Origin of the sequence: Myroides odoratimimus, assembly GCF_030326305.1 — a bacterium.
In the GTDB taxonomy this organism is placed as follows: Bacteria; Bacteroidota; Bacteroidia; order Flavobacteriales; family Flavobacteriaceae; genus Flavobacterium; species Flavobacterium odoratimimum_A.
In genome coordinates this window covers 24,338-48,392 of record NZ_JACAKB010000022.1, presented here as the reverse complement: position 1 = coordinate 48,392, position 24,055 = coordinate 24,338, and the positions used below count along the sequence as shown (strand labels likewise).

At 32.2% G+C, this 24,055-nt stretch carries 23 protein-coding genes; 8 read left to right on the top strand and 15 right to left on the bottom strand.

The window, feature by feature from the left end; translation table 11 throughout:
• Nucleotides 1–2 precede the first annotated feature (2 nt).
• Entirely contained in the window at nucleotides 3–2,645 is a 2,643-nt protein-coding gene (locus HX049_RS14025) for a DNA gyrase/topoisomerase IV subunit A (RefSeq protein ID WP_286416599.1), read from the top strand.
• 9 nt (nucleotides 2,646–2,654) lie between these two features.
• The gene (locus HX049_RS14020) at nucleotides 2,655–3,563 is read left to right on the top strand and encodes a phospholipase A (protein ID WP_286416597.1); all 909 of its coding nucleotides are present in this window, start codon (nucleotides 2,655–2,657) and stop codon (nucleotides 3,561–3,563) included.
• A 41-nt stretch (nucleotides 3,564–3,604) separates the two neighbouring features.
• Here the strand turns inward: HX049_RS14020 and HX049_RS14015 are convergent, their stop codons facing one another.
• Complete coding sequence (locus tag HX049_RS14015) at nucleotides 3,605–4,471, bottom strand: EamA/RhaT family transporter (RefSeq protein WP_286416595.1); 867 nt, start codon at nucleotides 4,469–4,471, stop codon at nucleotides 3,605–3,607.
• Between the two features lie 229 nt (nucleotides 4,472–4,700).
• On the opposite strand from HX049_RS14015, the gene HX049_RS14010 reads away from it, so the two are divergent.
• A complete protein-coding gene (locus HX049_RS14010) occupies nucleotides 4,701–5,570 on the top strand; it encodes a helix-turn-helix domain-containing protein (RefSeq protein WP_286416593.1) in 870 nt (289 codons plus the stop codon).
• Between the two features lie 68 nt (nucleotides 5,571–5,638).
• On the opposite strand, the gene HX049_RS14005 is transcribed toward HX049_RS14010, so the two are convergent.
• The 5 genes from HX049_RS14005 to HX049_RS13985 all read right to left on the bottom strand — a co-directional run bounded on the left by HX049_RS14005 (nucleotide 5,639) and on the right by HX049_RS13985 (nucleotide 10,312).
• On the bottom strand, nucleotides 5,639–6,682 hold the full coding sequence (locus HX049_RS14005; RefSeq protein WP_286416592.1) for an o-succinylbenzoate synthase: 1,044 nt from the start codon (nucleotides 6,680–6,682) through the stop codon (nucleotides 5,639–5,641).
• Nucleotides 6,683–6,684: 2 nt separating this feature from the next.
• Nucleotides 6,685–7,371 (bottom strand): metal-dependent hydrolase, encoded by a 687-nt coding sequence (locus HX049_RS14000; RefSeq protein ID WP_286416590.1) that lies wholly within the window; start codon nucleotides 7,369–7,371, stop codon nucleotides 6,685–6,687.
• 11 nt (nucleotides 7,372–7,382) lie between these two features.
• The gene (gene menA, locus HX049_RS13995) at nucleotides 7,383–8,294 is read right to left on the bottom strand and encodes a 1,4-dihydroxy-2-naphthoate octaprenyltransferase (protein WP_286416589.1); all 912 of its coding nucleotides are present in this window, start codon (nucleotides 8,292–8,294) and stop codon (nucleotides 7,383–7,385) included.
• A 125-nt stretch (nucleotides 8,295–8,419) separates the two neighbouring features.
• A complete protein-coding gene (locus tag HX049_RS13990) occupies nucleotides 8,420–8,722 on the bottom strand; it encodes a hypothetical protein (RefSeq protein WP_286416587.1) in 303 nt (100 codons plus the stop codon).
• Nucleotides 8,723–9,472: 750 nt separating this feature from the next.
• Nucleotides 9,473–10,312 (bottom strand): 1,4-dihydroxy-2-naphthoyl-CoA synthase, encoded by an 840-nt coding sequence (locus HX049_RS13985; RefSeq protein WP_006258825.1) that lies wholly within the window; start codon nucleotides 10,310–10,312, stop codon nucleotides 9,473–9,475.
• A gap of 71 nt (nucleotides 10,313–10,383) precedes the next feature.
• Here HX049_RS13985 and HX049_RS13980 point away from each other — a divergent pair, with 71 nt between their 5' ends.
• The 4 genes from HX049_RS13980 to HX049_RS13965 all read left to right on the top strand — a co-directional run bounded on the left by HX049_RS13980 (nucleotide 10,384) and on the right by HX049_RS13965 (nucleotide 14,643).
• Nucleotides 10,384–11,499: a C1 family peptidase gene (locus tag HX049_RS13980; protein ID WP_286416585.1), complete on the top strand. Its 1,116-nt coding sequence runs from the start codon at nucleotides 10,384–10,386 to the stop codon at nucleotides 11,497–11,499.
• A 99-nt stretch (nucleotides 11,500–11,598) separates the two neighbouring features.
• Entirely contained in the window at nucleotides 11,599–12,744 is a 1,146-nt protein-coding gene (locus tag HX049_RS13975; protein WP_353653722.1) for a serine hydrolase domain-containing protein, read from the top strand.
• A gap of 11 nt (nucleotides 12,745–12,755) precedes the next feature.
• Nucleotides 12,756–13,799, top strand: coding sequence for an NAD(P)H-dependent flavin oxidoreductase (locus HX049_RS13970; protein WP_286416581.1), 1,044 nt, complete (start codon nucleotides 12,756–12,758; stop codon nucleotides 13,797–13,799).
• Nucleotides 13,789–14,643 carry a GNAT family N-acetyltransferase gene (locus tag HX049_RS13965; protein WP_286416580.1) on the top strand — a complete coding sequence of 285 codons (855 nt, stop codon included), beginning with the start codon at nucleotides 13,789–13,791 and terminating at the stop codon, nucleotides 14,641–14,643. The genes HX049_RS13970 and HX049_RS13965 overlap by 11 nt, the downstream gene beginning before the upstream one ends.
• Nucleotides 14,644–14,646: 3 nt before the next feature.
• On the opposite strand, the gene ygiD is transcribed toward HX049_RS13965, so the two are convergent.
• The 8 genes from ygiD to HX049_RS13925 form a co-directional block, all read right to left on the bottom strand.
• Nucleotides 14,647–15,474, bottom strand: a complete 828-nt coding sequence (ygiD, locus tag HX049_RS13960) for a 4,5-DOPA dioxygenase extradiol (RefSeq protein ID WP_286416579.1) — start codon at nucleotides 15,472–15,474, stop codon at nucleotides 14,647–14,649.
• A 17-nt stretch (nucleotides 15,475–15,491) separates the two neighbouring features.
• On the bottom strand, nucleotides 15,492–16,175 hold the full coding sequence (locus tag HX049_RS13955) for a potassium channel family protein (RefSeq protein ID WP_006261234.1): 684 nt from the start codon (nucleotides 16,173–16,175) through the stop codon (nucleotides 15,492–15,494).
• Between the two features lie 8 nt (nucleotides 16,176–16,183).
• Nucleotides 16,184–17,965, bottom strand: a complete 1,782-nt coding sequence (locus HX049_RS13950) for a TrkH family potassium uptake protein (protein WP_353653721.1) — start codon at nucleotides 17,963–17,965, stop codon at nucleotides 16,184–16,186.
• 1 nt (nucleotide 17,966) lies between these two features.
• Nucleotides 17,967–18,341 (bottom strand): DUF3037 domain-containing protein, encoded by a 375-nt coding sequence (locus tag HX049_RS13945; protein ID WP_286416576.1) that lies wholly within the window; start codon nucleotides 18,339–18,341, stop codon nucleotides 17,967–17,969.
• Nucleotides 18,328–19,122 carry a HipA family kinase gene (locus HX049_RS13940; RefSeq protein ID WP_286416575.1) on the bottom strand — a complete coding sequence of 265 codons (795 nt, stop codon included), beginning with the start codon at nucleotides 19,120–19,122 and terminating at the stop codon, nucleotides 18,328–18,330. The genes HX049_RS13945 and HX049_RS13940 overlap by 14 nt, the downstream gene beginning before the upstream one ends.
• A 112-nt stretch (nucleotides 19,123–19,234) precedes the next feature.
• A complete protein-coding gene (locus HX049_RS13935; protein ID WP_286416573.1) occupies nucleotides 19,235–19,786 on the bottom strand; it encodes a DNA-3-methyladenine glycosylase I in 552 nt (183 codons plus the stop codon).
• Complete coding sequence (locus tag HX049_RS13930; RefSeq protein ID WP_286416572.1) at nucleotides 19,786–20,187, bottom strand: hypothetical protein; 402 nt, start codon at nucleotides 20,185–20,187, stop codon at nucleotides 19,786–19,788. The genes HX049_RS13935 and HX049_RS13930 overlap by 1 nt, the downstream gene beginning before the upstream one ends.
• Before the next feature lie 121 nt (nucleotides 20,188–20,308).
• Nucleotides 20,309–20,836 carry a hypothetical protein gene (locus HX049_RS13925; protein ID WP_286416571.1) on the bottom strand — a complete coding sequence of 176 codons (528 nt, stop codon included), beginning with the start codon at nucleotides 20,834–20,836 and terminating at the stop codon, nucleotides 20,309–20,311.
• Between the two features lie 207 nt (nucleotides 20,837–21,043).
• On the opposite strand from HX049_RS13925, the gene HX049_RS13920 reads away from it, so the two are divergent.
• Nucleotides 21,044–22,264: an IS110 family transposase gene (locus HX049_RS13920; protein WP_286416569.1), complete on the top strand. Its 1,221-nt coding sequence runs from the start codon at nucleotides 21,044–21,046 to the stop codon at nucleotides 22,262–22,264.
• A gap of 367 nt (nucleotides 22,265–22,631) precedes the next feature.
• Here the strand turns inward: HX049_RS13920 and lpdA are convergent, their stop codons facing one another.
• Entirely contained in the window at nucleotides 22,632–24,035 is a 1,404-nt protein-coding gene (gene lpdA, locus HX049_RS13915; RefSeq protein ID WP_006258839.1) for a dihydrolipoyl dehydrogenase, read from the bottom strand.
• Nucleotides 24,036–24,055: the final 20 nt, after the last annotated feature.

Sequence of the window (24,055 nt, the reverse complement as noted above, 5' to 3'; positions counted from 1 at the left end):
TTATGAGCCAAGAAGAGAATTTAGATCAAGAGTTAAACAATATAAATAATGAGCATTCAATAGAAGATTTTTCTGATGTTCAAGAAGAAGTAACGGAGACTATTACTAAGGTGACAGGTATGTACAAGGATTGGTTCCTTGACTATGCTTCTTATGTTATCTTAGAGCGTGCTGTACCTGCTATAGAGGATGGGTTTAAACCTGTTCAGAGACGTATTATGCACTCTATGAAAGAGTTGGATGATGGTCGTTATAACAAGGTAGCTAATATTGTAGGACATACTATGCAGTATCACCCTCATGGTGACGCAAGTATTGGTGATGCCTTGGTTCAAATAGGACAGAAGGATCTTCTTATTGATATGCAGGGGAACTGGGGTAATATCCTAACTGGGGATGGTGCAGCAGCTTCTCGTTATATCGAGGCTCGTCTAAGTAAATTTGCTTTAGAGGTATTATATTCTCCTAAAATAACAAACTGGCAGGCATCATACGATGGTAGAAAAAATGAACCTATCAATCTACCTGTTAAATTCCCTTTATTATTGGCTCAAGGAGGTGAAGGTATTGCAGTAGGTCTATCTACCAAGATACTTCCACATAACTTTAATGAGTTAATAGATGCATCTATTAAAATCTTAAAAGGAAAGCCTTTTACTATTTACCCAGACTTCCCAACAGAAGGAATTGCAGATGTATCTAATTATAATGATGGGGCTCGTGGAGGACGTGTTCGTGTACGTGCTAAAATTGCACCGCTAGATAAAAATACTTTAATTATTACAGAGATTCCTTTCTCTACTACTACTACCAGCTTAATAGATAGTATCTTAAAAGCGAATGAGAAGGGTAAAATTAAGATTAAGAAAATAGAAGATAATACTGCGGCTCAAGTTGAAATATTAATTCACTTACCTGCAGGAACTTCTCCAGATAAAACAATAGATGCATTATATGCTTTTACAGCATGTGAGACATCTATAGCACCATTAGGTTGTGTTATCCAGAATAATAAACCTTTATTTACTGGAGTATCAGAAATGCTTAAGAATTCTACTCATCAGACAGTAGAGCTATTGAGAAGAGAGTTAGAAATAGAGCTTAATGAATTAGAAGAGAAGTGGCACTTCCTTTCTCTTGAAAGAATCTTTATAGAGAATCGTATTTACCGTGCGATAGAAGAAGAAGAAACTTGGGAAGGAGTATTAACAGCTATTGATGAAGGATTAAAGCCTTTTGTTGTTAACCTTAAGCGTGCTATCACTCAAGAAGATATTATTAGATTAACAGAGATACGTATTAAGCGTATTTCTCGTTTTGATATTGATAAAGCAAATCAAAATATCGAAGCTCTTGAAAGTGAAATAGAAGCTGTAAAATACAATTTAGAACACTTAATAGATTTCGCTATAAAATACTTTACTACTCTTAAAGAGAAATATGGTAAAGGTAAAGAGCGTCTTACAGAATTAAGAAGCTTTGATACCATTGAGGCAACTAAGGTAGTTCTAAGAAATACTAAGCTTTATGTAAATAGAGAGGAAGGTTTCTTTGGTACGGGACTTAGAAAAGATGAGTATGTATGTGACTGTTCTGATATAGATGACGTTATCGTCTTCTTACGCGATGGTTCTATGATGGTATCTAGAGTAGACGAAAAGAAATTCGTCGGAAAGGATATTATTCATATTGCTGTATGGGATAAGAATGATAAGCGTACTATCTATAATTTGATATATAGAGATGGTAAATCAGGTTCTTCATATATTAAACGTTTTAATGTTACAGGAGTAACTCGTGATAAGATATATCCTCTAACTCAGGGTAAACCAGGATCACAAATCTTATACTTCTCAGCAAATCCAAATGGTGAGGCAGAAGTAGTAACTATCTTATTAAGACAGTTGAGTAATGTAAAGAAACTGAAGTTTGATTTAGACTTTGCTGAGTTACTGATAAAAGGTAGAGTTGCTAAAGGTAATGTAGTTACTAAATACGCAATCAAAAAGATAGAATTAAAAGAGAAAGGTATTTCTACATTACGTCCTCGCAAAATATGGTTTGATGAAACTGTTAAACGACTAAATGTAGATGGTAGAGGAGAATTATTAGGAGAGTTTAAACCAGAAGATCGTTTATTGATTATAAGTCAAAGTGGTAAAGTTAAGACTATTATTCCTGAATTAACAACTCACTTTGATGAAGATATGATCGTTCTTGAAAAATGGAAAGCGAATAAGCCTATTTCTGCATTGTACTTCGATGGAGAGAAAGCTCGTTACTATTTAAAACGCTTTATTATTGAAAACGAAAATAGAGAAGAAGTGTTTATTACAGAACATCCTAATTCAAGATTAGAAATTATATCTACTGATTTTAGACCTTTGTTTGAAATTGTATTCCCAAAGATAAAAGGAGTTCAAAAAGAAAACTTAACTATTGATGTAGAGCAGTTTATCTCTATTAAAGGAATAAAAGCTTTAGGTAATCAGGTGTCTATAGATAAGATAAAACAAGTTAATATCTTAGAATCTTTACCTTATGTAGAAGAAGAGGAAGAAGAGGAGGAGGAAGAAGAAATTATATTAGGAGAAGCTCCTAATATTGAAATAGACGATGACGGTCAGCAAACTCTATTGTTTTAAATTAATTAGATGAAATATAGATACTTATTAACTGCATTGCTATTAACTAGTTTTTTGTTTGCACAAGAGTTAGATGATAAGTTATTTGATAGTAATCGTGGTATTAAAAGTTTAAAAGATAGATGGGATCTTAATCCAGATAGCAAAGGAAAAACCTTTGCTATCACTCCATATAAACCAATATACTTACTTCCTGCACGCTGGTCTAGTAGACCTAATGAGATGCCTACTAGTCTACATGACGCTAACAGTGCTACTGAACCTATTGATTATAATAGAACTGAAATTAGATTTCAGATTAGTTTTAAAACAAAGGTTGTAACAGGATTACTATGGGGAAAAGGAGATATCTGGTTAGCCTTTACGCAAACTGCTAATTGGCAAGCGTATAATGAATCAGAATCTAGACCATTTAGAGAATTAAATTATGAGCCAGAAGTGATCTTTAATTATCCTTTAGATTATTCTATTAATGATTTTAAATTTACAATGGCAGGAATTGGCTTCAATCATCAATCTAATGGAAAGAGTTTGCCGTATTCTAGAAGTTGGAATAGAATAACGATGCATTTAGGAATGGAATATCACAATTGGACTTTCTTAGTTAGACCATGGTTTAGACTTCAAGAAGAAGCTAAGGCAGACGATAACCCAAGGATAGAAGATTATGTTGGTAGAGGGGAGACAATTATAGGATATCAAACTAAAAAGGGGCAGTTATTTACTTTATTACTTAGAAATAATTTAAGATTTAATAAGAGTCATAGAGGGTATGCAGAGTTCACTTGGACATATCCTATAAAGAATAACTTAAAAGCTTTTCTTGTTATAAATCATGGATATGGTGAGAGTATGATTGATTATAATTGGAAACAAACAAATATAGGAGTAGGGATATCATTAATGGAGTGGTTATAAAACTAAAAAAGGAGGAAAACAGTTTATGTTTTCCTCCTTTTTTAATTAAGCTGACTATAGATGAGTAATGCTATTGACACAACAGCTAACGATAAACCAATAATGTTGAGCTTAGATAGTTTTTCTTTAAAAGCAAAATATCCTATAAGCGTACCTAAAAGAATAACTCCATAATTCATTCCAGCAAAGACTACAGTCGGATTATCCGAAAAAGCTTTATGTGCATTTAAGTAGAAGTATATATTCATAAAGTTTAGCAAACCTACTAAACCTCCAAATAGTAAAGTTCTTTTATTTACTCTAAAATTAATTCTTTTAATAATTAAGTAAGCGCTATAAGAAATTAAAGAAAGGATTAAAGAACAAGTAAATATGTAAAATAGAGTAGAAGTGTAGGGAATTGAACTATGTAGCGCTACTTGCTTAAAACATACGTCAATTACTCCAAAACCAATAAAAACAAAAAGTAAGTATAAGTAATTGTTTTTGTTCTTTATTTCATTATTATCGTTTTTCTTTAAGATAAAACCTATAGAGACAAAACCTATCAATAAAGCAGTATATTTTAAATTAGAAATATTTTCTTTAAATATAAAGACAGATGCTAATATTGGAATAAACAAAGACATTCTTTGGGCAATATCAGTTTTTATAATTCCTGTATTTTTAATACTTAGATATTGAACTAAAAATATAGTAGGTAATAAAAGACCTAAACCAATAATTAGAAATAAAGGAAAGTCTGTAATAGATACAGCTGAAGGTTTAAAAATTAAGAATGATAAAAGTACTGTAGTAATATAATTTAAGATAATAATCTGAAATATATTAGTTTTTTCTTTTTTTAAAAGCTTAAACAGAACTCCAACAGAAATACTACTTAAAATACTAAGTATAAGATAGAGCATTAGATTTAATTTATAGTTGATACAAATATACTTTATAATAACTTAGAATAGGAAGTAGAATTAACATTAAAATAATCTATTTTACATAATATGTATTATACACATAAAGTATCTAATATAGATATTACTAATCACTAACTGAATTAACTAGTTCCTATATTAAATAAAATTTACTAATTTTGTACAAAATATTATAGTATATTTATTATTTTTAAGTTTTATAATTAATATGAAAAAGATACCTAAATATAACAGTTGTGACTTATGGGATCAAAATAATGTTTTAAAGGATTGCGTCATTTTTGATTTGCATAGAATTATTCAAATGCGTAATAATGTTGTTTCAGTTGTACATCAACATTCTTTTTATCAAATATTACTTATAATTAATGGTACAGGGATTCATCATATAGATAATCGTATCTATTCAGTAACTAAAGGAGATATTTTCTTTTTAGCTCCAGGTCAAGTTCATAGATGGGATTTTAATGAAACCACACAAGGTTTTATAATAAACTTTACTGCTGATTTTTTCTCTTCTTTTCTTTTAAATAAAGACTTTATTCAATTACTCCCTTTTTTTGAGTATAATTCAGAATATACTAAGCTTAATATATTTAAACAGTATTCTACGATAGTTAATATATTTGACAAAATAACTTTTGAATTTCAAATAAAAGAAACTACAGATCTTAATCTGATTCGTATATATATACTTGAACTACTACTACTCATAAAAAAGCAAGTAAACGAAGAATACAATTTTTCATATACACAGTTACAGCCAACTAATCTTATCAAACAATTTGAACACTTAGTTGAGAAAAACTTCTATGAATTAAGGTTTCCAAAAGAATATGCTAAACTATTATATGTAACGCCAAATTACTTAAATGCTATATGCCAAAAGATTAAAGGACAGTCTGCAGGCGAAATTATAAGAAGTCGTATTTTATTAGAAAGTAAAAGACTACTAGTTAATACTAATCTATCAGCAGGCGAAATTGCTTATAAATTAAGCTTTAAGGACAACTCCTATTTCTCAAGATTTTTTAAGAAATATGTAGGAGTATCGCCTGATGAATATAGAAAATCATAATTGCTTTTAATAGCGTAAAAATGAACAAAAAAATAGCAACAAATGTATTTGTTGCTATTTTTTATTTCTTAATTAACTAAGATTGAATCATCCCATTGAATTTGATCATCATACCATAATGCCCCATTTTTAACTACTAATGGAGCGTTTATATTATTGGTATAAAGTGCTCCTGTTCCTAATCCTTGCGGCATATTAGACTTAAGTGTATAAGTCCACTGTGCTATAGCATTAAGGCCAATATTACTTTCTAATGCAGAAGTTATCCACCAACCAATATTTCTTTCTTTAGCTAATTTTATCCATTCAAGGCTGCCTTTAAATCCTCCTACTAGACTTGGCTTTAAGATAATGTATTGAGGCATAATTTTATCTAAAAGAGTTGCCTTATCATTATAATTAGTAACACCTATTAATTCTTCATCTAAAGCTATAGGAAGTGGAGTTATTTTACATAATTCCTCCATTTTAGCTTCTTGATGTTGTTTTATAGGTTGTTCTATACTATGTAAATTTAATAAGCTCAAGAGCTCTAGTTTAAACATAGCCTCTTCAGGATGAAAGCCTCCATTAGCATCTACTCTAAGTTCTATTTGTTCTGCAGAAAAATGTTTTCTTATGTATTTAAGTAAACCAAGCTCTTTATCAAAATCAATAGCACCAATCTTTAACTTAACACAATTAAAGCCTTCTTTTAGCTTTTCATCTATTTGTTCTTTCATGAAGGCCTCCTCTCCCATCCATACTAAACCATTAATGGCTATAGCATCCTTATTGTCAGTAAAGTTAGAGGGGAATAAGGTAAAGGGATTCTCACTTTCTAAAGAAAGAAAAGCTTGTTCTACACCAAACTGTATAGACGGCCAATCTCTTAGTTCTTCCCAAAGTTTTTCTTGACCTAAATGAATATTCTCTACTGTCCACTGTAGTTTTTCTTCATAATCAGGTCTATCATCAAAACTAAGAGAGCGCAGTATACCGCACTCTCCTATTCCTATCTTATTATTTTCTTCTAATATAAGATACCAAGTTTCTTTCTCTGTAAGAATTCCTCTAGAGGTACCAGAAGGTTTTTTGAATATTAAATTATATTTTTTATATCTAGCAGTCATAACTATAAAGTTAAGCTTTCTCCAATATTTAGAAGCATAAGATCTTTTCCTTTCTCAAAGAACTTACGTTTAGCTTCTTCATGATTTATCTCTATATATCCAAATGTATCAAAGTGGTATCCTAAGACTTTATCACATTTAACAAAGTCTGAAGCTACAACAGCCTCATCTATATCCATAGTGAAGTTACTTCCTATAGGCAAAATAGCTAAGTCTAGATTAGTAAACATAGGTATTAACTTCATATCCATAGTAAGTGATGTATCACCAGATATATAGATATTCTTATTTTTACTTTCTATTACGAATCCACCAGGTTGTCCTCCATAACTTCCATCAGGAAAAGAACTAGAATGAATAGCTGGAGTATATTTTAATTTTCCAAAATCAAACATCCATGATCCTCCATGATTCATAGGGTGAGCCTGAAAACCTTTTGCTTCATAATGTCCTGCTATTTCTGCATTAGATACTATAACTGCCTCTGGATTATTCTTAGCTATACGTTCTACATCAGCTATATGATCTCCATGAGCGTGAGTGATAAGAATATAGTCTACTTTTATAGCATCTACATCTATTGCTTTAGCAGCAGGTAGTGGGTTTCCTGATATAAAAGGATCCACTATAATATTAATGTCTTCGATCTTAATACCTAAGCAGGCATGTCCATAATATGTAATATCCATAATTCTAATTTTTAAAGTACTAAAGCTATTGAAAATAATACAGAAAGTAAAAAAGTACTTAATGCAACTATTTTCATTTGTGAATCTAATTCTCTAGGTTCTCTATTTTTCTTTACAAAACTTAAGTGTTTTAATAAAGGAATATAAGCGATTATAAAAAAATATTTTACTATTGAGAAATTAGCATGTATTCCATAAACGATGAAAGCTACTAAAGCAAACAGAACAATAAAATAATGATACTGTTTAGCGCCCTCTCTACCTAACTTTACAGCTAATGTGTTTTTACCAACTAACTTGTCAGATTCTAAATCTCGCATATTATTAATATTTAATACAGCTATACTTAGATTTCCTACAGCTATAGCAGGTAAGATTACCCAATAATCAAATACTTGACCGTATAGATAGAAAGATCCCAACACACTCACTAAACCAAAGAAGATAAACACAAATAAATCTCCTAATCCTTTATACCCGTATGCTCCTGATCCTACAGTATATTTAATAGCTGCTGCAACACAAGCTACTCCTAAAACAAAGAAAAAGATAGAAGTAAAAAAATTATCCTTACCAAAGGAAATATAAATTAGAACTAAAGCAGAAATAAGCGATAACAATGAAGTAATGATTACTCCTTGTTTCATTTCCTTAGGAGTGATTAAACCACTCTGTAAAGCTCTTTGTGGACCTATACGAGTTTCATTATCTGTTCCTTTTACTCCATCTCCATAATCATTTGCAAAATTTGAAAGAATCTGAAGTAATAAAGTAGTCAATATTGCAAAGGAAAAGATACTTAGAAAAGAAGTATTTGTAGAAAAATAAGGATATGCACACGCACTACCAACGATTATTCCAGAAACAGAAAGAGGTAAAGTACGCAATCTTGCAGCACCTACCCATGCTTTAATTTTTATCATCTATATATTTAAGTAATACTAAAAGCTTATTGCATTTAGAAAGGTATTAGAAGCCAAAATTAAATAGAATTTATGAGATACGATAACGTTTATACGAGTCTATCTACTAATATTTATCCTATTGCTTAGCCAATAAGTTTTAGCTTAAGATATTTATGTGGTTTGGCGAAGGTATAATATAAAGCATAAATTGGATTCGCTCCTTTTACAGAGAAAGTCAAAGTTTGATCATCTGCTATTTCAAAAATAATAGCATTAGATGTGTTCCAATCTATTTTAGTACTAAGAATATGTTTACCTTCTGAAATATCAAAAGTCATTTCTGTTCCATTAGCTATAGACCCTATTTTCTCTCCATCTAAGAAAATAGTATAATTTCTAAATCGCTCTACAAATGCTTTTTTTCTTCTTATTATTAATTTTGCCATTTTCTACTGTCTCCTGGTTTGTAGTAAAGTTAAAAAGTTATTCAAGAATTAAGGGTATAAAGTCAGAAGTTATTTAAAAACTTTTTAAAACAGTATTCTACCCTATTTATTTTCGTTTAAATTACTATATTTTACCCTATAACAATAAGTTATGACTATTTGTTTTTAACTTTAACTTATTTATTTTCAGCGTATATTACATATTATGTAAAGTAATAATTTAAGTAAATAAGAAGCCTTAAATCTAATTTATAGGATTACTGGTATAGAGGATTTGAATCAGGTAAGGGAGTAAAATTAGCTTATAAACACTTCTTTTTTTAAAATAAGAACGTGGTTATTTATAAAAAAGAAATTGGTTTATTACAATTAAGTTAGATACTTATAGACGTTGATTAAATAATTAAATCAATAAAGTTTCTTCGGAGAGTCATTGGGCACTCTTTGGACGTTCTGCGGAAAAAAGGCCTCTGTTCCGAAGAAACACTTAACTTTACCGAATACCTTCCAAGCAAAGAGGATATTGAAATATATTACATCACTAAAAACCAATGAGTTATATCTTTTAAATTGCCTTTTTTTGGAAAAAAGTGGAAGTTTTTGGACTTTTTAGCCAAAAAATGCCAAAATATTCCATCAAGACTTCACCTATAATTAAATTTTAGTTTACTTCCCTCCTTAGCTTATATAAAAAAGCCATCCAATTTTTGGATGGCTTCTATATATCTAGAGTTTATTAGATATAAACTACTATGGAATCCATTTTTTAGGGAAGTTAGGTTTTCTCTTTTCTAAGAATGCATTTCTTCCTTCTATAGCTTCATCGGTCATATAAGCCAGACGAGTTGCCTCACCTGCGAATACCTGTTGACCTACCATTCCATCGTCTGTTAAGTTCATCGCGAACTTAAGCATCTTGATGGAAGTAGGTGATTTAGCTAATACCTCTTGTGCCCATTCATAAGCAGTATCTTCTAATTCTGCATGAGGAATAACAGCATTTACCATTCCCATTTCGAAAGCTTCTTGAGCAGAATAGTTTCTACCTAAGAAGAAGATCTCTCTTGCTTTTTTCTGACCCACCATTTTAGCTAAATATGCAGAACCATATCCACCATCAAAACTTGTTACATCAGCATCTGTTTGTTTAAAGATAGCGTGTTCTTTACTCGCTAGAGTCATATCACATACTACATGTAAGCTATGCCCTCCTCCTACAGCCCATCCTGGAACTACTGCAATTACTACCTTAGGCATAAATCTGATAAGACGTTGTACTTCTAAGATATTTAGACGATGCATACCATCATCTCCTACATATCCTTGATGTCCTCTAGCCTTTTGATCTCCTCCACTACAGAATGAATAAACTCCATCTTTAGGTGATGGTCCTTCTGCAGATAATAATACTACTCCGATAGATGTATCTTCTTGTGCATCATAGAATGCACGATATAGTTCACTAGTTGTTTTTGGTCTAAAAGCATTGCGAACCTCTGGTCTATTAAAAGCAATACGAGCTACTCCATCACACTTTTTATATGTAATATCCTCAAACTCGATAGCTGTTTCCCATTGAATCTTACTCATAATGTTTTTTAATTTAGGGTAAAAATAACCTATTTTTTGCATTATATTGCCATTCCAAAACATTATAATCCATGAAAAAAACACTATTATCCCTATCTGTCCTATTTCTTGGACTAGGCGCATACGCTCAAAAGTATGATTTTCAAAACATTGTAGATATTCAAGGTACACCTGTTACCAGTCAAGGAAAAACAGGAACTTGCTGGAGCTTTAGTACTTCTTCATTCTTAGAATCTGAAATAATTAGAAAAACCAACAAGCATATTGACCTTTCTGAGATGTATAACGTCAGAAATACATACCCTAAAAAAATAGAAAACTATATTCTTAGACAAGGAAAGACTCAATTTGGCGAAGGTGGTTTAGCTCACGATGTGATTAACAGTATGAGAGATTATGGATTAGTTCCTGTAGAAGCATATTCTGGACTAGTAGGACAAGAAACCTATGATCATAAAGAGTTGTTTAAAGTATTAAAGAGTCTAATAGATGCTTTTGCTAAGAGTGAGGCTCCGATCTCTAGTAATTGGAAAGAACTAACTGAACACGTACTAGATACGTATATGGGAAGTAATATTAAAGAGTTTACTTATCAAGGCAAAAAATATACTCCTGAGAGTTTCTTGAAAATGACTACCCTTAATCCTGATGATTATGTAACAATTTCTTCTTTCCAAAATAAAAAGAATTATTCTTCGTTTATTCTTAATATTCCAGATAATTTCTCTAATGGTAGTATGTATAATCTTCCACTAGAAGAGTATATTGCTAATATTGATTATGCTTTGGATAATGGCTATACGCTCTCTTTAGATTGTGATGTTTCAGAAAAAACGTTCTCTGGTAAATATGGAATTGCTTTTATTCCAAATGACAATGCTGATACAGAAAAAGGCTTAACAGAGATTATTAAAGAGAAAGACATTACTGCTGATTACAGATTACAAGAGTTTTATAACTTTAATACCCAAGATGATCACCTAATGCATATCGTAGGAAAAGTAAAAGATCAAAAAGGAAATATTTACTATAAAGTTAAAAATTCATGGGGACCAAATAGTGATCGTGTAGGAAATGATGGTTATATTTACATGAGTATTCCATACATGAAGTTAAAGTCTATTTCAGTGCTTTTACACAAAGATGGATTACTTAAAAAAACAAAAGAACAATTGAGAATACAGTAGTTATAAGATATTAAAATAAGGCCAGTTATAAAATCACTCTAACTGGTCTTTTACTTAAAAGAACGAATGATTAATAAACGATATTTTGCAGTAACATTAATAGCAGTATTATCATTATATGCTTGCCAAGAGAATAAAGAATTAGCTACAAATATTCCCATCATAAAAGAACATAATGTACGTGTGGATAACCCTTATAAAGTGGAGTTTCCAGAGGTTACTACAGATTATATTTTAGAAAAGGCACATATTATAGAGAATTTTTATAACGATAATATTAATAAAAACGGATATACAGGTAGTTTCCTAGTGGCTAAGAATGGTCAGGTTATTTATGAGAACTATTCTGGAGTATCAGATAGAAGTGGAAACGACTCTATAGGAAGCGAGACCTCTATGCATGTTGCTTCTGTTGGTAAGGTTATCACAGCCGTTACTATTCTAAGATTAGTAGACAGTGGTAGATTAGACCTTAACCAGAGCGTATCTGAGATTATAGAAGGATTTCCTTATCCTGAGATAACGGTAAGAACCTTGTTAAGTCACAGAAGTGGTTTGGGGTATTATGGATATTATAAGAATATCTGGGATAATAAAACCACTGTTACAAATGAAGATGTAATAAAAGTAATTAATAAAAAAAGAGTATCACTAGACTTTACTCCTAATACTCGATTTACGTATAGTAATACTAACTATGTATTATTAGCGTCTATTGTAGAGAGAATCACTCAGAAGACATTTAGAGAGGCTGTAAGAGAGTTAATCTTTGATCCGTTAGAGATGAGCCACAGTTTTGTTTTCGATGATCTAACCAAAAAGAATGAAGTAACACAATCTTTCTCTGGAGGGAAGAAACTAATGAGATGGGACTATATGGATGGAACTTATGGAGACAAAAACATCTATACGACTCCTAGAGATTTTCTGAAGTTAGATACAGCTTTATATTCTGATAATTTCCTAAGTGCTGATCTTAAACAAGAAATGTTTAAAGGATATAGCTTTGAGAAAAAAGGAAATAGAAATTATGGGTTAGGAATAAGATTATTAGAGATGGACAATGGCGATATGTATACGTATCACAATGGCTGGTGGAGAGGAAATACTTCTTCATATATAAGACTAGCTAAAGATAATGTATGTATCATCTTGTTCTCTAATAAATATTCTACACTGACGTATAAGACTATTCATTTATCTCATCATTTTGGGGATTATCCCGTAGGAGATATGGAACTCTAAAAATATAGATTATGAAAAAAGCGAACATTATTTTTGGTACAGATTATGCTATTTGCCAAGCTCCTATGTTAGGAGTAGCCACACCAGAGATGGTAGCAGCAGTAAGTAACTCAGGTTGTATAGGTACACTTCCATTAGGTGGCTTCCCTCCTGGCTTAAGCAGAGAGTTAATCAGAAAAACGCAGTCTTTAACAGACAAACCTTTTATCGTTAATATGTTCCTTAATCCTATAGTTGATATTGATCAAAGAGAGATTGATGATATGCAACATACATTAAGTGAGATAGGTAAGGAAATAGGATATTCTCATACTACAATTACCGACTTTGATCAAGAGACATATCAGGGTAATCTAGAAGTAGTAAAAGAACTAGGCCTTCCCTATCTTGCTTTTACTTTTGGCTGTTTTACAGATCAAGAGATAAAAGAACTACACGACCTAGATATATATTTAATAGGTACAGCTACTACAGTAGAAGAAGCTATTTATTTAGATAACAAAGACATCGATGCTATTATTCTTCAGGGGATCGAAGCAGGAGGTCATAGAGGCACTTTTCTGAAAGACTCTTTAGAAGATAACCTCCCATTAGAAGAATTGTTTAATAGCGTATTACCTATCGTACAGAAGCCTTTGTTTGTAGCAGGTGGTTTATACGATGGGTTAATTGGTAGAGATTATTTAGATAAGGGAGCTGCTATGGTATGTTATGGTTCTCTATTTATTACAGCTGACGAAAGTACAGCTATGGACTACCAAAAAGACCTTTTACACAAAGGAGAAGCTGTAGAAACTGTTTTAACGAAATCTTTTTCTGGTAAATTTGCTAGAGGTATTCTTAATAATTTTGTGAAAATGATAGATTATGATAATAAAAACATACCTTTGTATCCTATTCAAAATATTTTAACACAAAAATTAAGAAGTTTTGCTAAACAAAAAAAATTTCATAATTTTAATTCTCTTTGGTGCGGAACTAATGCCCATTATGCCAAAAGAGATTCAACGTCAAAAATTATAAATAAATTGATTAAGGAAGTGTATGACTTATAGTTTTCAATATCGTTTTTTAAAGAATATAAACTTAGAGGAGCTTTTATTGGTTTTTAACAAGTCTTTTTCAGATTATACTGTTCCGATGAAACTAACATTGGAGCAATTAAAAGACAAAATTAAAGCAGAGGGTATTGACTTAACAATTTCTGTAGGGGCTTTTTGTAATAAAGAATTAGTAGGATTTATTCTTCACGGTAAGAATAATGACTATCTATATAATGCCGGTACAGGAGTATTGCCTTCTTTTAGAGGTAATAATCTTACTACTAAGATGTATGATTATGCTATTCCTTTATTTAAGAGCTTTAATATGCGTAAAATCAACTTAGAAGTAATCAGTTCTAATGAGACTGCTTGTAAGTCATATCGCAAGATTGGTTTTAAAAAATGGAGAGTAGTTAATTCTATTAAGGGAATCACTAATGTTAAGAGCTCTAAGTTTGAAGAAATAGAAGGTTTGCAAATCAATAATTTACCATATTATGAGTATCTTATCTATTTTGCAGAGAAAGATATTATCCCTACATGGGAGAATAATGAGTTCTGTGTACACAACTTCGAGACTACCCTAATTATGCGCAAAGCAACTATTAATGGCACTATTACTGTAGGATACTTAATCTATGACCAACGCATTAACAAGGTGCTTCAGGTATGGGTAAAAGAAGGATATAGACGTAAGGGAATAGCTTCTTATCTTATTAAAGAATTAATAGGTAATGATAAAAACTTCTATATCACAAATATAGATGGACAAAACTTCGGTATCCATTCCTTCTTTAAATCTATAGGTGGAGAACCTTATCTAGAACAGGTAGAAATGGAAATGTACTTATACTAAACCTTACCCAAACAAGTAAGAAGTCATACTTAAGGATCCACCTACATATTTATCATTAAAGATGTGGATGTTATCACTACTATTTGTCAATCCTAGAATATATAATAACGGATAATAATGATCAGGTGTAGGTACTGCATATTGCATACTTACACCTTTATTTTTATAATCTAATAGATCTGTAAAAGACCTATTTAGGATTGCCTGCTTTACTAATTCATTACTCTCTATCGCCCAATCAAATGCATAATTGTCTTTATTCATATTATGCCAGTCTAGAGCAGATAGATTGTGTACGATATTACCACTTCCTATTATCAATACTCCTTTTTTTCTAAGGGCTTTTAATTGTTTTCCTATTTCTAGGTGATATTCAGGTCCTTTGTAATAATCTATGCTTAATTGCAATACAGGAATATTTGCCTCAGGAAATAAATGACACAGTATAGACCATGCCCCGTGATCTAATCCCCAAGTTAAATCTTCGTGTATATCTTGATGTTCACTTAGAAGAGTGATCTTATTTGCTAGAATAGGATTTCCTTTTACATTGTATTCAACATCAAATAACGCTTTTGGAAAACCTCTAAAATCGTGAATTGTTTCTAACGTAGAATTAGCAGTAACTAAAGTTCCTTTTGTTAACCAATGGGCAGAGACTACTAAGATCGCTTGTGGCTTAGGTAATTGTCTTCCTAAGTTCTTCCAATATTGAGAGAACTCATTGTCCTCTATAGCGTTCATAGGAGAGCCATGCCCCACAAATAGTACAGGCATCTCCTCTGCTCTATCTTTTAACCAAAACAGATCGTTTAAAACTTGCTCTCCCATTTCTTTATGATTTTAGATTATTCTGCTAATATTTTTTTTATATCTCTGTTATCACCATAGATAACCATGATATCACCTTTATTCAATACTGTTTCATAAGAGGCAATACCTTGTACTTCGTGTATTTTCTTATGCATCCCGATAAAGCTCTTTTCTTCTTTTATCTTCAGTGTTGTAAGAACAACTAAGTTATAATTAGTTCTAAAACCGATCTCTCCTAATGTTCTACCTGCAAAACGGTCAGATACTGTGATTTCTACGATACTGTATCGTCCATTAATCTCATAAGAGTCTACTACACCTTTTATACATAATTTCTTAGCCCATCTCTCTGCTGTTTCTTCTTCAGGATGTACGATTTCATCTACTCCTATGGCTTGTAAGACATTCTCATGTACAGGGCTAATAGCTCTACTGATAAGCCTTTTTACATTTAAGTTTTTTAGAACAGCAGTAGTCATAATATTAGCTCCTTGATCTTCACCTATTGCTACAATAACGATATCTGTATTCGCTAGAGGTAGTCCAGACATCATATATTGATCAGTAGAGTCTAGACAGATAGTATGAGATATCATATCCTTATAAGCATCTACCCTAGCCATACTTTTGTCTACACCTATTACTTCATTTCCTTGTTCTGTAAGTTTTTGTGCTAATGACGCACCAAAATTTCCTAAACCAATAATAATATATTTCATGTCCTATACTAGTTAATCAGAATCTCTTCTGTTGGATATCTATAATTCGTTAATTTTTCTTTTTTGCTTATTGCTATTAGAATGGTAAGCATACTCACTCGTCCAATAAACATAAGCATAATCAGAGTTACTTTACTAGGATCTGTCAGCTGAGCTGTAATCCCTGTACTTAATCCTGATGTACTATAAGCAGAGAATGCCTCATATGCTAACCTTAATAAATCTGTCTTGGGCTCAAAAAACGAGAGCGCAAAAATAGCTATTCCTATCACAAATAAAGATAAGAATATAATCGCAAAAGCACGTTGTACAGACAGTTGATCCACCTCTCTTCTGTATACTTCTATTCTAGATCTACCTTTTATTAAGGCCCAGATGTTTAAGACAGCGATAGCAAAAGTACTTGTTTTAATACCTCCTCCTGTTGATACTGGTGATGCCCCGATCCACATTAAGAGAATCACGACTAAGAATGTAGAAGTAGTAAATAGATTATTATCTACTGTCGCAAAACCTGCAGTACGTGGTGAAGTAGCTGTAAAGAATGCTGTGACTAACTTTCCAAAGCCACTGTGTTCTGCTAGCGTATTATTATATTCTGAGATATAGACTACTGCAGTACCTCCTAAGATTAATACAGCTGTAGTGATTAAGATAATTCGAGTACTTAGATTAATAACACGAGGAATATGAATCTTCGCTTCCTTCATGCTAAAAGGAAGAAGCTTATTGATAATCAAGTGCTTTACATACTTATATACATTAAATACAATCGGGAACCCTAATCCTCCCATAATGAATAATCCTGCTATAATTAAATGCAATGGGTAATTAAAACGGTATTCAAAAGTGTACAAATTCTCTGGTAAAGTAGAGAATCCGGCATTACAGAAGGCTGATACAGCATGAAAAATAGAGAAAAACACTCTGTCAAACAAAGATTCAAAATGCTGATGTCGTATACTGATAAATATCGCGATCATCCCTATAAACTGTATAATACCTGATATAATGATGATTCGTTTCAGCGTAGCGAATACGTCTCCTAGTTTATCGATATAAGACATATCCTTAAGTACTAATTGATTTCCATAAGAGGCTTTTCCTCTAAAGAAAAAACTAAAGTAGCTTGCTAAGGTCATGATTCCAAGTCCCCCACATTCCATTAAAAAGATCATCACGGTCTTTCCAAATATTGTGAACTGCGCACCGATATCTACTGTAGATAAACCCGTTACACACACAGCGCTTGTAGCCGTAAATAGAGCATCTATATAGCGCATACTACCTGGTGTATTCGTCGCTTTAGGGAAAGAAAGCATGAATGCTCCTATAAAAATGATTAATAAAAAACTGACAACAAATAACTGAGCAGGGTTCATTCTAGTCTGTTTTAAGTTCAACTGTAAGACAGAGAATTCCCTTACTAACATTAGAAATAGACCAAAAGAAATAACAGCATTACTGTCAAAGAACCTTATAGTATGCTCAGGCTGCCATCTGGCTATAATCAAGATTAAAAACAATACAATACTAAAACAGTCAAATATCTTCACTCCTAAAGTCTCGTGGTTATCTTTATTAAAATAACGTCTAGCGATAGCAAGCATTCCAATACTTAAACAAATATTGTAAAAAATATTTAAGTGGTAATGATAATCGTTAAGTGTATTAAAACCTAAATCGTATATCATTAAAAACAACGCTATGAAACTAACCCAAAAAGGCAATCTTTTCAGGATGAACGTAGTTTGCTTTATTATTTTATCTTTAAGGTAGTACAGTGGCATCTTATAATACTAATTCTTTAAAAAGCGTGGTTAATACTTCCTCTATATCATCTGACATACCAGGATGTGGACGAGAAGATTGTATACAAGAGCTCTTTACAGCGGTTAGCCATCTAAAGCGTTCTGCCGCATCTAAAGCTCCTATAGGTGATATTTTGCACTGTCCCTTTGCAATGCGTTCAAAAGCATCTACGTGGTCCTTTAAAGTATCAAAGTCTAACTCGCTTTCGAAGCATTCAATCTTCTTCTTGTCTAAATGAAATGAAGAGATCAACATTCGCTTAGCCTTACAGAATACTAATACCCCAATATTGATAAACTCTTCTCGTTCTACTTTAGGAGTGTACCTTATTATTGCATACTCATATACCTGCATCTTGATGTTTTTTTGCTTCGTTAACAAATAGATCAGAATTAGCTAATCTGTTCTTTAAAAAAGAGAAATAAATACTTCTTATCTCTTCAGGAGTCAAATCGCTCTCTTCCCATTCTAACCAATCAGTAGGTATCTGATCTGTAATATATTTAAGATCTTCTTCTTGAAGTAATGCTTTAAACTCTTTATCCACTATATCTAGCTCTTTTGCCACAGGTAGTAATGCGTGATCCTTTATAAATGAGAAAGGAGTCAACGCACTTTTTTCCCAATTCGTAAAGGAATGATGGAAGTAAAAAGAAGCGCCATGATCTATTAACCACAACTCTTTATGCCAGATTAGCATATTCGTATTTCTAAATGTGCGGTCTACATTGGTGATAAAAGCATCTAACCACACGATTTGAGAAGCTAATTTACTTTCTATCTCTAAAGCAGAAGGGTCGTAAGTCAAAGCTCCAGATAAGAAGTGAAGACCTAGATTTAAACCTTTACTAAACTGTAATAGGTCTTGTATTTCTTCATCTGCTTCTGTTCTACCAAAAGCCTCATCTAGCTCAGCAAAGACTAATTCAGGTACATTTAATCCTAATTTCTTAGCGATTAAACCACCTAATAATTCTGCAATTAACGCTTTGATACCATGACCAGCTCCTCTAAATTTTAATACATATTTAAAGTCGTCATCAGCATCTGCAAGCGCAGGAAGTGAACCTCCTTCTCGCAGTGGCATAATATACCTAGTAACAGTAACTGTTCTTAACCCCAATTGATTCTCCATTTGGCTATTTTATAATGAAATGATCATGCAATATTAACCAAAAAACCCCCAAAGTAACTTACTTTGAGAGTTAAATTTTAAACTACTGCATTCCAGTGATTGTATCTCTATTTTACTTGTCTAAGTAAAATCTTGTATTTTTATGGATAGGACAATCTACTCGATGTGATCCTGGCAAATAAGCTGTACTCATTAAAAACTCATTTACAATCTCTCCTCCTACGAACTTAAAGTGTTTTTTAAACAACTTTACCCATTCTTCTAGTGTATACTCCTTATGTAGGTCTAGCCAACTTTTAAAGCTTCCGAATTCTTTTTGTAACACGATGATTTGATTAGCGTTATAGATCGCAGCATTAACCTTTAGTTTATTGCGAATAATCCCACTGTTTTGTAATAATCGATCAATATCAGCCTGCGTAAAATTAGCCACCTTGTCTATATCAAACCCTAAATAAGCTTTTTGGAAGTTTTTCCTTTTTTGAAGAATAGTATTCCAACTCAGCCCTGCTTGGTTAATCTCAAGAACTAATCTTTCGAATAATTCATTGTCATCCGTTAATTCGAAGCCATATTCATAATCGTGATAGTACTTATTCGGATTATCAGAATCTAAAGGTAGCTCATTACAAAAATCACAGTAATGCTTTTTAACAACAGCCATTAATTAATCACTTTTATTTTAGCATCGTTTAAGACCTTTCTGAATGCATTCTTAGCATCAGGAGTTTTAAGTCCAAACACGTCTCTAGTCTTTTTATTATTCAGTTTTATCACAGCTTTAGTACCTAATGCTTTGGGCATCTTCACATACTTAATATCATATTTGTCGATAGAGTCAACAGCAGTCTGCATTAAGAAGTTCTTTACTGTAATATATAAGAAGGTAGCCACAATAATACAAAACACATAGTCCATCTCTTTAGGCTGTTGCCAGTTAGCAGTATATAGCCTAGCCACTCCTAAGATTAGGATAGCAGAAGACATAATCCTAGAAGATGTTAAACGTCCTTTTTGATTATCTGTTATTTCAAGCTTTTTAGTTTCTTTATTGAATTTGATCATTTATTTCAAGTATTTATAATAACAAATCTACTAATAAAAAATAAATCTAAAAGCCAATATAATGTTAGTATTACAGATAATAATAAAGGGGTATTAAACGAACTTAATACCCCTTATACTATTATTTAATATGGAAATACAAATAGCTTTTTCCTTTATTTAGACTTCCTTCCGAACTATTAGACATCTTATCTTCTATTCTTAAATATCCTGCTTGAAAACCAACTTCTAAATTACCTTTATAAATGTATACTGATCCTAATAAGCTAGAAGATGTGGTTACTTCACTTAGCATCTTCCCCGCCTCTTTAAGTTCACTTACAACAGTCTTTCCTGGATAATCCCAAACAAGCTTACATTCTTTGCCTTCAAAATTACCAAAAACATAATACTCTAATACTGCTTTCTTTTCATCTATGACTAATGCATCTAATTTCTTACAAGAACTGCTGTTAGCATCTATTAATCCTACTGGCTGACTTCCTATCTTATTACCTGCATATTTTAAAGTACCTACTGGCAATTCATCTAGACTTTTTAAGCCACGATAAGGAGCATCAAATATAGGATCTCCTGTAGTGTTGTTATCATCACTCTTACTACAAGAGAAAGCTAATGCAGTAAAACAAAGAATTAAGTGTTTTTTCATATTTAATTGTTAATTTATAGTTAATACAAGCGTAATTAAATTAACAATAGAAACAAATATTATTCTGTGGCCTTAAGCTGGTAATTATAAATAAAACTTACATGATATCGGGTATCACCAACAGCCATTAAAGTCACAAGCGTATCAAACCTAATAGGTTATCGCTTAAAACGGTATCTTAGTACCAATAATCAAAAAATACGACCTATGGCTGTCAATGGATTACCCTTTATCTTAGACCGTGGTTGTGGATTAGATGTTCACAAGGACACAGTCGTAGCTACCATTAAAGGTAGTGATTTTGAAACACAAACAAGAACATTTCTAACATTTACCGATGATCTGTATGAATTCGTTTCTTGGTTACAAGAATATTCAATTACTGAAGTAGCAATGGAGAGTACAGGAGTTTATTGGAGACCTGTATATTCTGTTTTAGAAGACTACTGCCATGTAATTCTTGTTAATGCCCGGCACATTAAGAATGTTCCTGGTCAAAAAACTGACAAAAAAGATAGTGAGTGGATTTGCAAACTTTTATTATCAGGTTTACTTAAAGGTAGTTTTATACCTGATCAACAGACACGTGAATTAAGAGAACTCTATAGGCATAGAAGAAAGCTAGTTTCTTCAAGGACAGCAGAAAAAAATAGACTGCAAAACGTATTAGAATCTGCCAATATAAAACTACGAAGTGTAGTTAGTGATGTCTTTGGGGTAAGTGCTATGCAAATGATTCAAGCTATCATTCAAGGGCAAACTGACCCTGAAATATTAGCAAGTTTTGCTAAAGGGTCTTTGAAAAGCAAAAGAAATGAATTAATCAAAGCACTCAATGGAAAAGTAACTCAACATCACATATTCATGCTTAAAACTATACTAGAAACCATTAACAATATAAATATACAAATAGCACAATTAGAGGCTCAAATGGAAAGCTATAGAGTTAGTATGGAAAAAGATGTTGAACTATTAGAAACAATACCTGGTGTATCAAGACAAATAGCATTGGGTATCTTAGGTGAAATTGGAAATGACATGTCTTTTTTTTCAGATCATCAAAACTTGTGTTCTTGGGCGGGTGTATGTCCTGGTAATAACGAAAGTGCTGGTAAAAAATATTCCACTAGAATAACAAAAGGTAACAAATACTTAAAAACAACACTAGTAGAAGCTGCATGGGTAGCAATACGATCCAAAGCTAATCCTATTTTTGCAGTAAAACACCAACATATTTCAAACAGAAGAGGAAAGAAAAAAGCAACTATTGCAATAGCTCATAAGTTACTTATTGCTGTATATCACGTCCTAAGAGATAAGGAACCTTATACTTTACATAGTCAAGATCAAAAAATACTAGATAATAGAAGATTAAAAAAGATAGATAGACTTGAAAAAGAATTAAGTAAACTCAAAAACTTACAATAAATTCTAAAATCGTAAACAGTCTTTACATAAAGAGAGAAAAAGCTTACTCGTCATTTTTATATAAGATCGACTTTTTTTTGGTGGTTAAACTCCCCGGAAATAAAACTGATAACAGACGTTAAGAACCAACAGTTGATGCCTTTTGAGCTCGTAGAAAAAATTATACTCCTTTTTAAGTACTGTTTAAATATAACTCAATAAATGAAAAACGATTAACTACTTTATTTTAAAAGTTTAATAAAGCCTGATATAACAAACATCTAGGCTAGTATCATATTGGAATTAATCTCCTCTTTTATATTAGACTTTCAGAAAAAAAAAGCCTAGAGTATATCTAGGCTTTTCTATGTATTTCAGTATAATCATATTATACGTGTAATGCTCTGTTATCAGTTGCAGCTAACGCAGCTTCTTTAATAGCTTCTGCGAAAGTAGGGTGAGCGTGAGACATTCTAGAGATATCCTCTGCAGATGCTCTGTACTCCATAGCTACTACTGCTTCAGCGATTAAGTCTGCAGCACGAGCTCCTACCATGTGTATTCCTAATACTTCGTCAGTGTTTTTATCAGCTAATATTTTAACTAATCCATCTGTTTCAGCACTTGCTCTTGCACGTCCTAAAGCTTTGAATGGGAAGCTACCAGCTTTGTACTCAATTCCTTCAGCTTTTAATTGCTCTTCTGTTTTTCCAACAGCTGCAACTTCTGGCCAAGTGTAAACTACACCAGGGATTAAGTTATAATCGATATGAGGTCTTTGGCCTGCTAAGAACTCAGCTACCATTACTCCTTCTTCTTCAGCTTTATGAGCTAACATAGCACCACGTACTACGTCACCGATAGCGTAGATATTAGAAGCAGAAGTTTGTAAATGATCGTTTACCTCTACTTGTCCTCTTTCTGTTAATTTAACTCCAGCTTTGTCAGCGTTTAATCCATCAGTATATGGACGACGACCTACAGCTACTAAAGTGTAATCTCCTTCTAGAGTCACTAATTCTCCTTTTTTATCTTCTGCAGTTACTGTTACTACATCTCCTTCACGTACTACTCCTTGTACTTTGTGAGAAGTATAGAACTTCATACCTGCTTTTTTAAGCACTTTAGTTAATTCTTTAGATACAGCGCTATCCATTGTAGGTAATACTCTATCAGCATACTCTACTACAGATACTTTAGATCCTAATCTCATGTATACTTGACCTAATTCAAGACCAATAACACCACCACCGATTACGATTAAGTGTTTAGGTACCTCAGGAAGTTTTAAAGCTTCTGTTGAAGTAATTACTCTTTCTTTATCTAAAGTAATGAATGGTAAAGTAGATGGTTTAGATCCTGTAGCAATAATACTATGTTTAGCTTCGAATGTTTCTACACTTCCGTCTGCTTTAGTTACATTGATAGTAGTTGCGTTCTCAAATGATCCAACTCCTTCAAAAACAGTAATCTTGTTCTTGTCCATTAGATATTTAACACCTGAAGATGTTTGATCAACTACTGCTTGTTTTCTTTCGATCATTTTTGATAAATCGAACTTTACTTCTCCAGTGATTTCTATTCCGTGATCAGCAAAATGAGCAATCTCTTCCATGTGATGAGATGATGCTAACAATGCCTTAGAAGGAATACACCCTACATTAAGACAAGTTCCTCCTAAGTTAGAGTATTTCTCTACTATAGCAGTTTTAAATCCTAATTGAGCACAACGAATTGCTGCTACATATCCTCCAGGTCCTGAACCAATTACAACTACGTCAAATGAATTCATAATATATTATCTTATTTGTT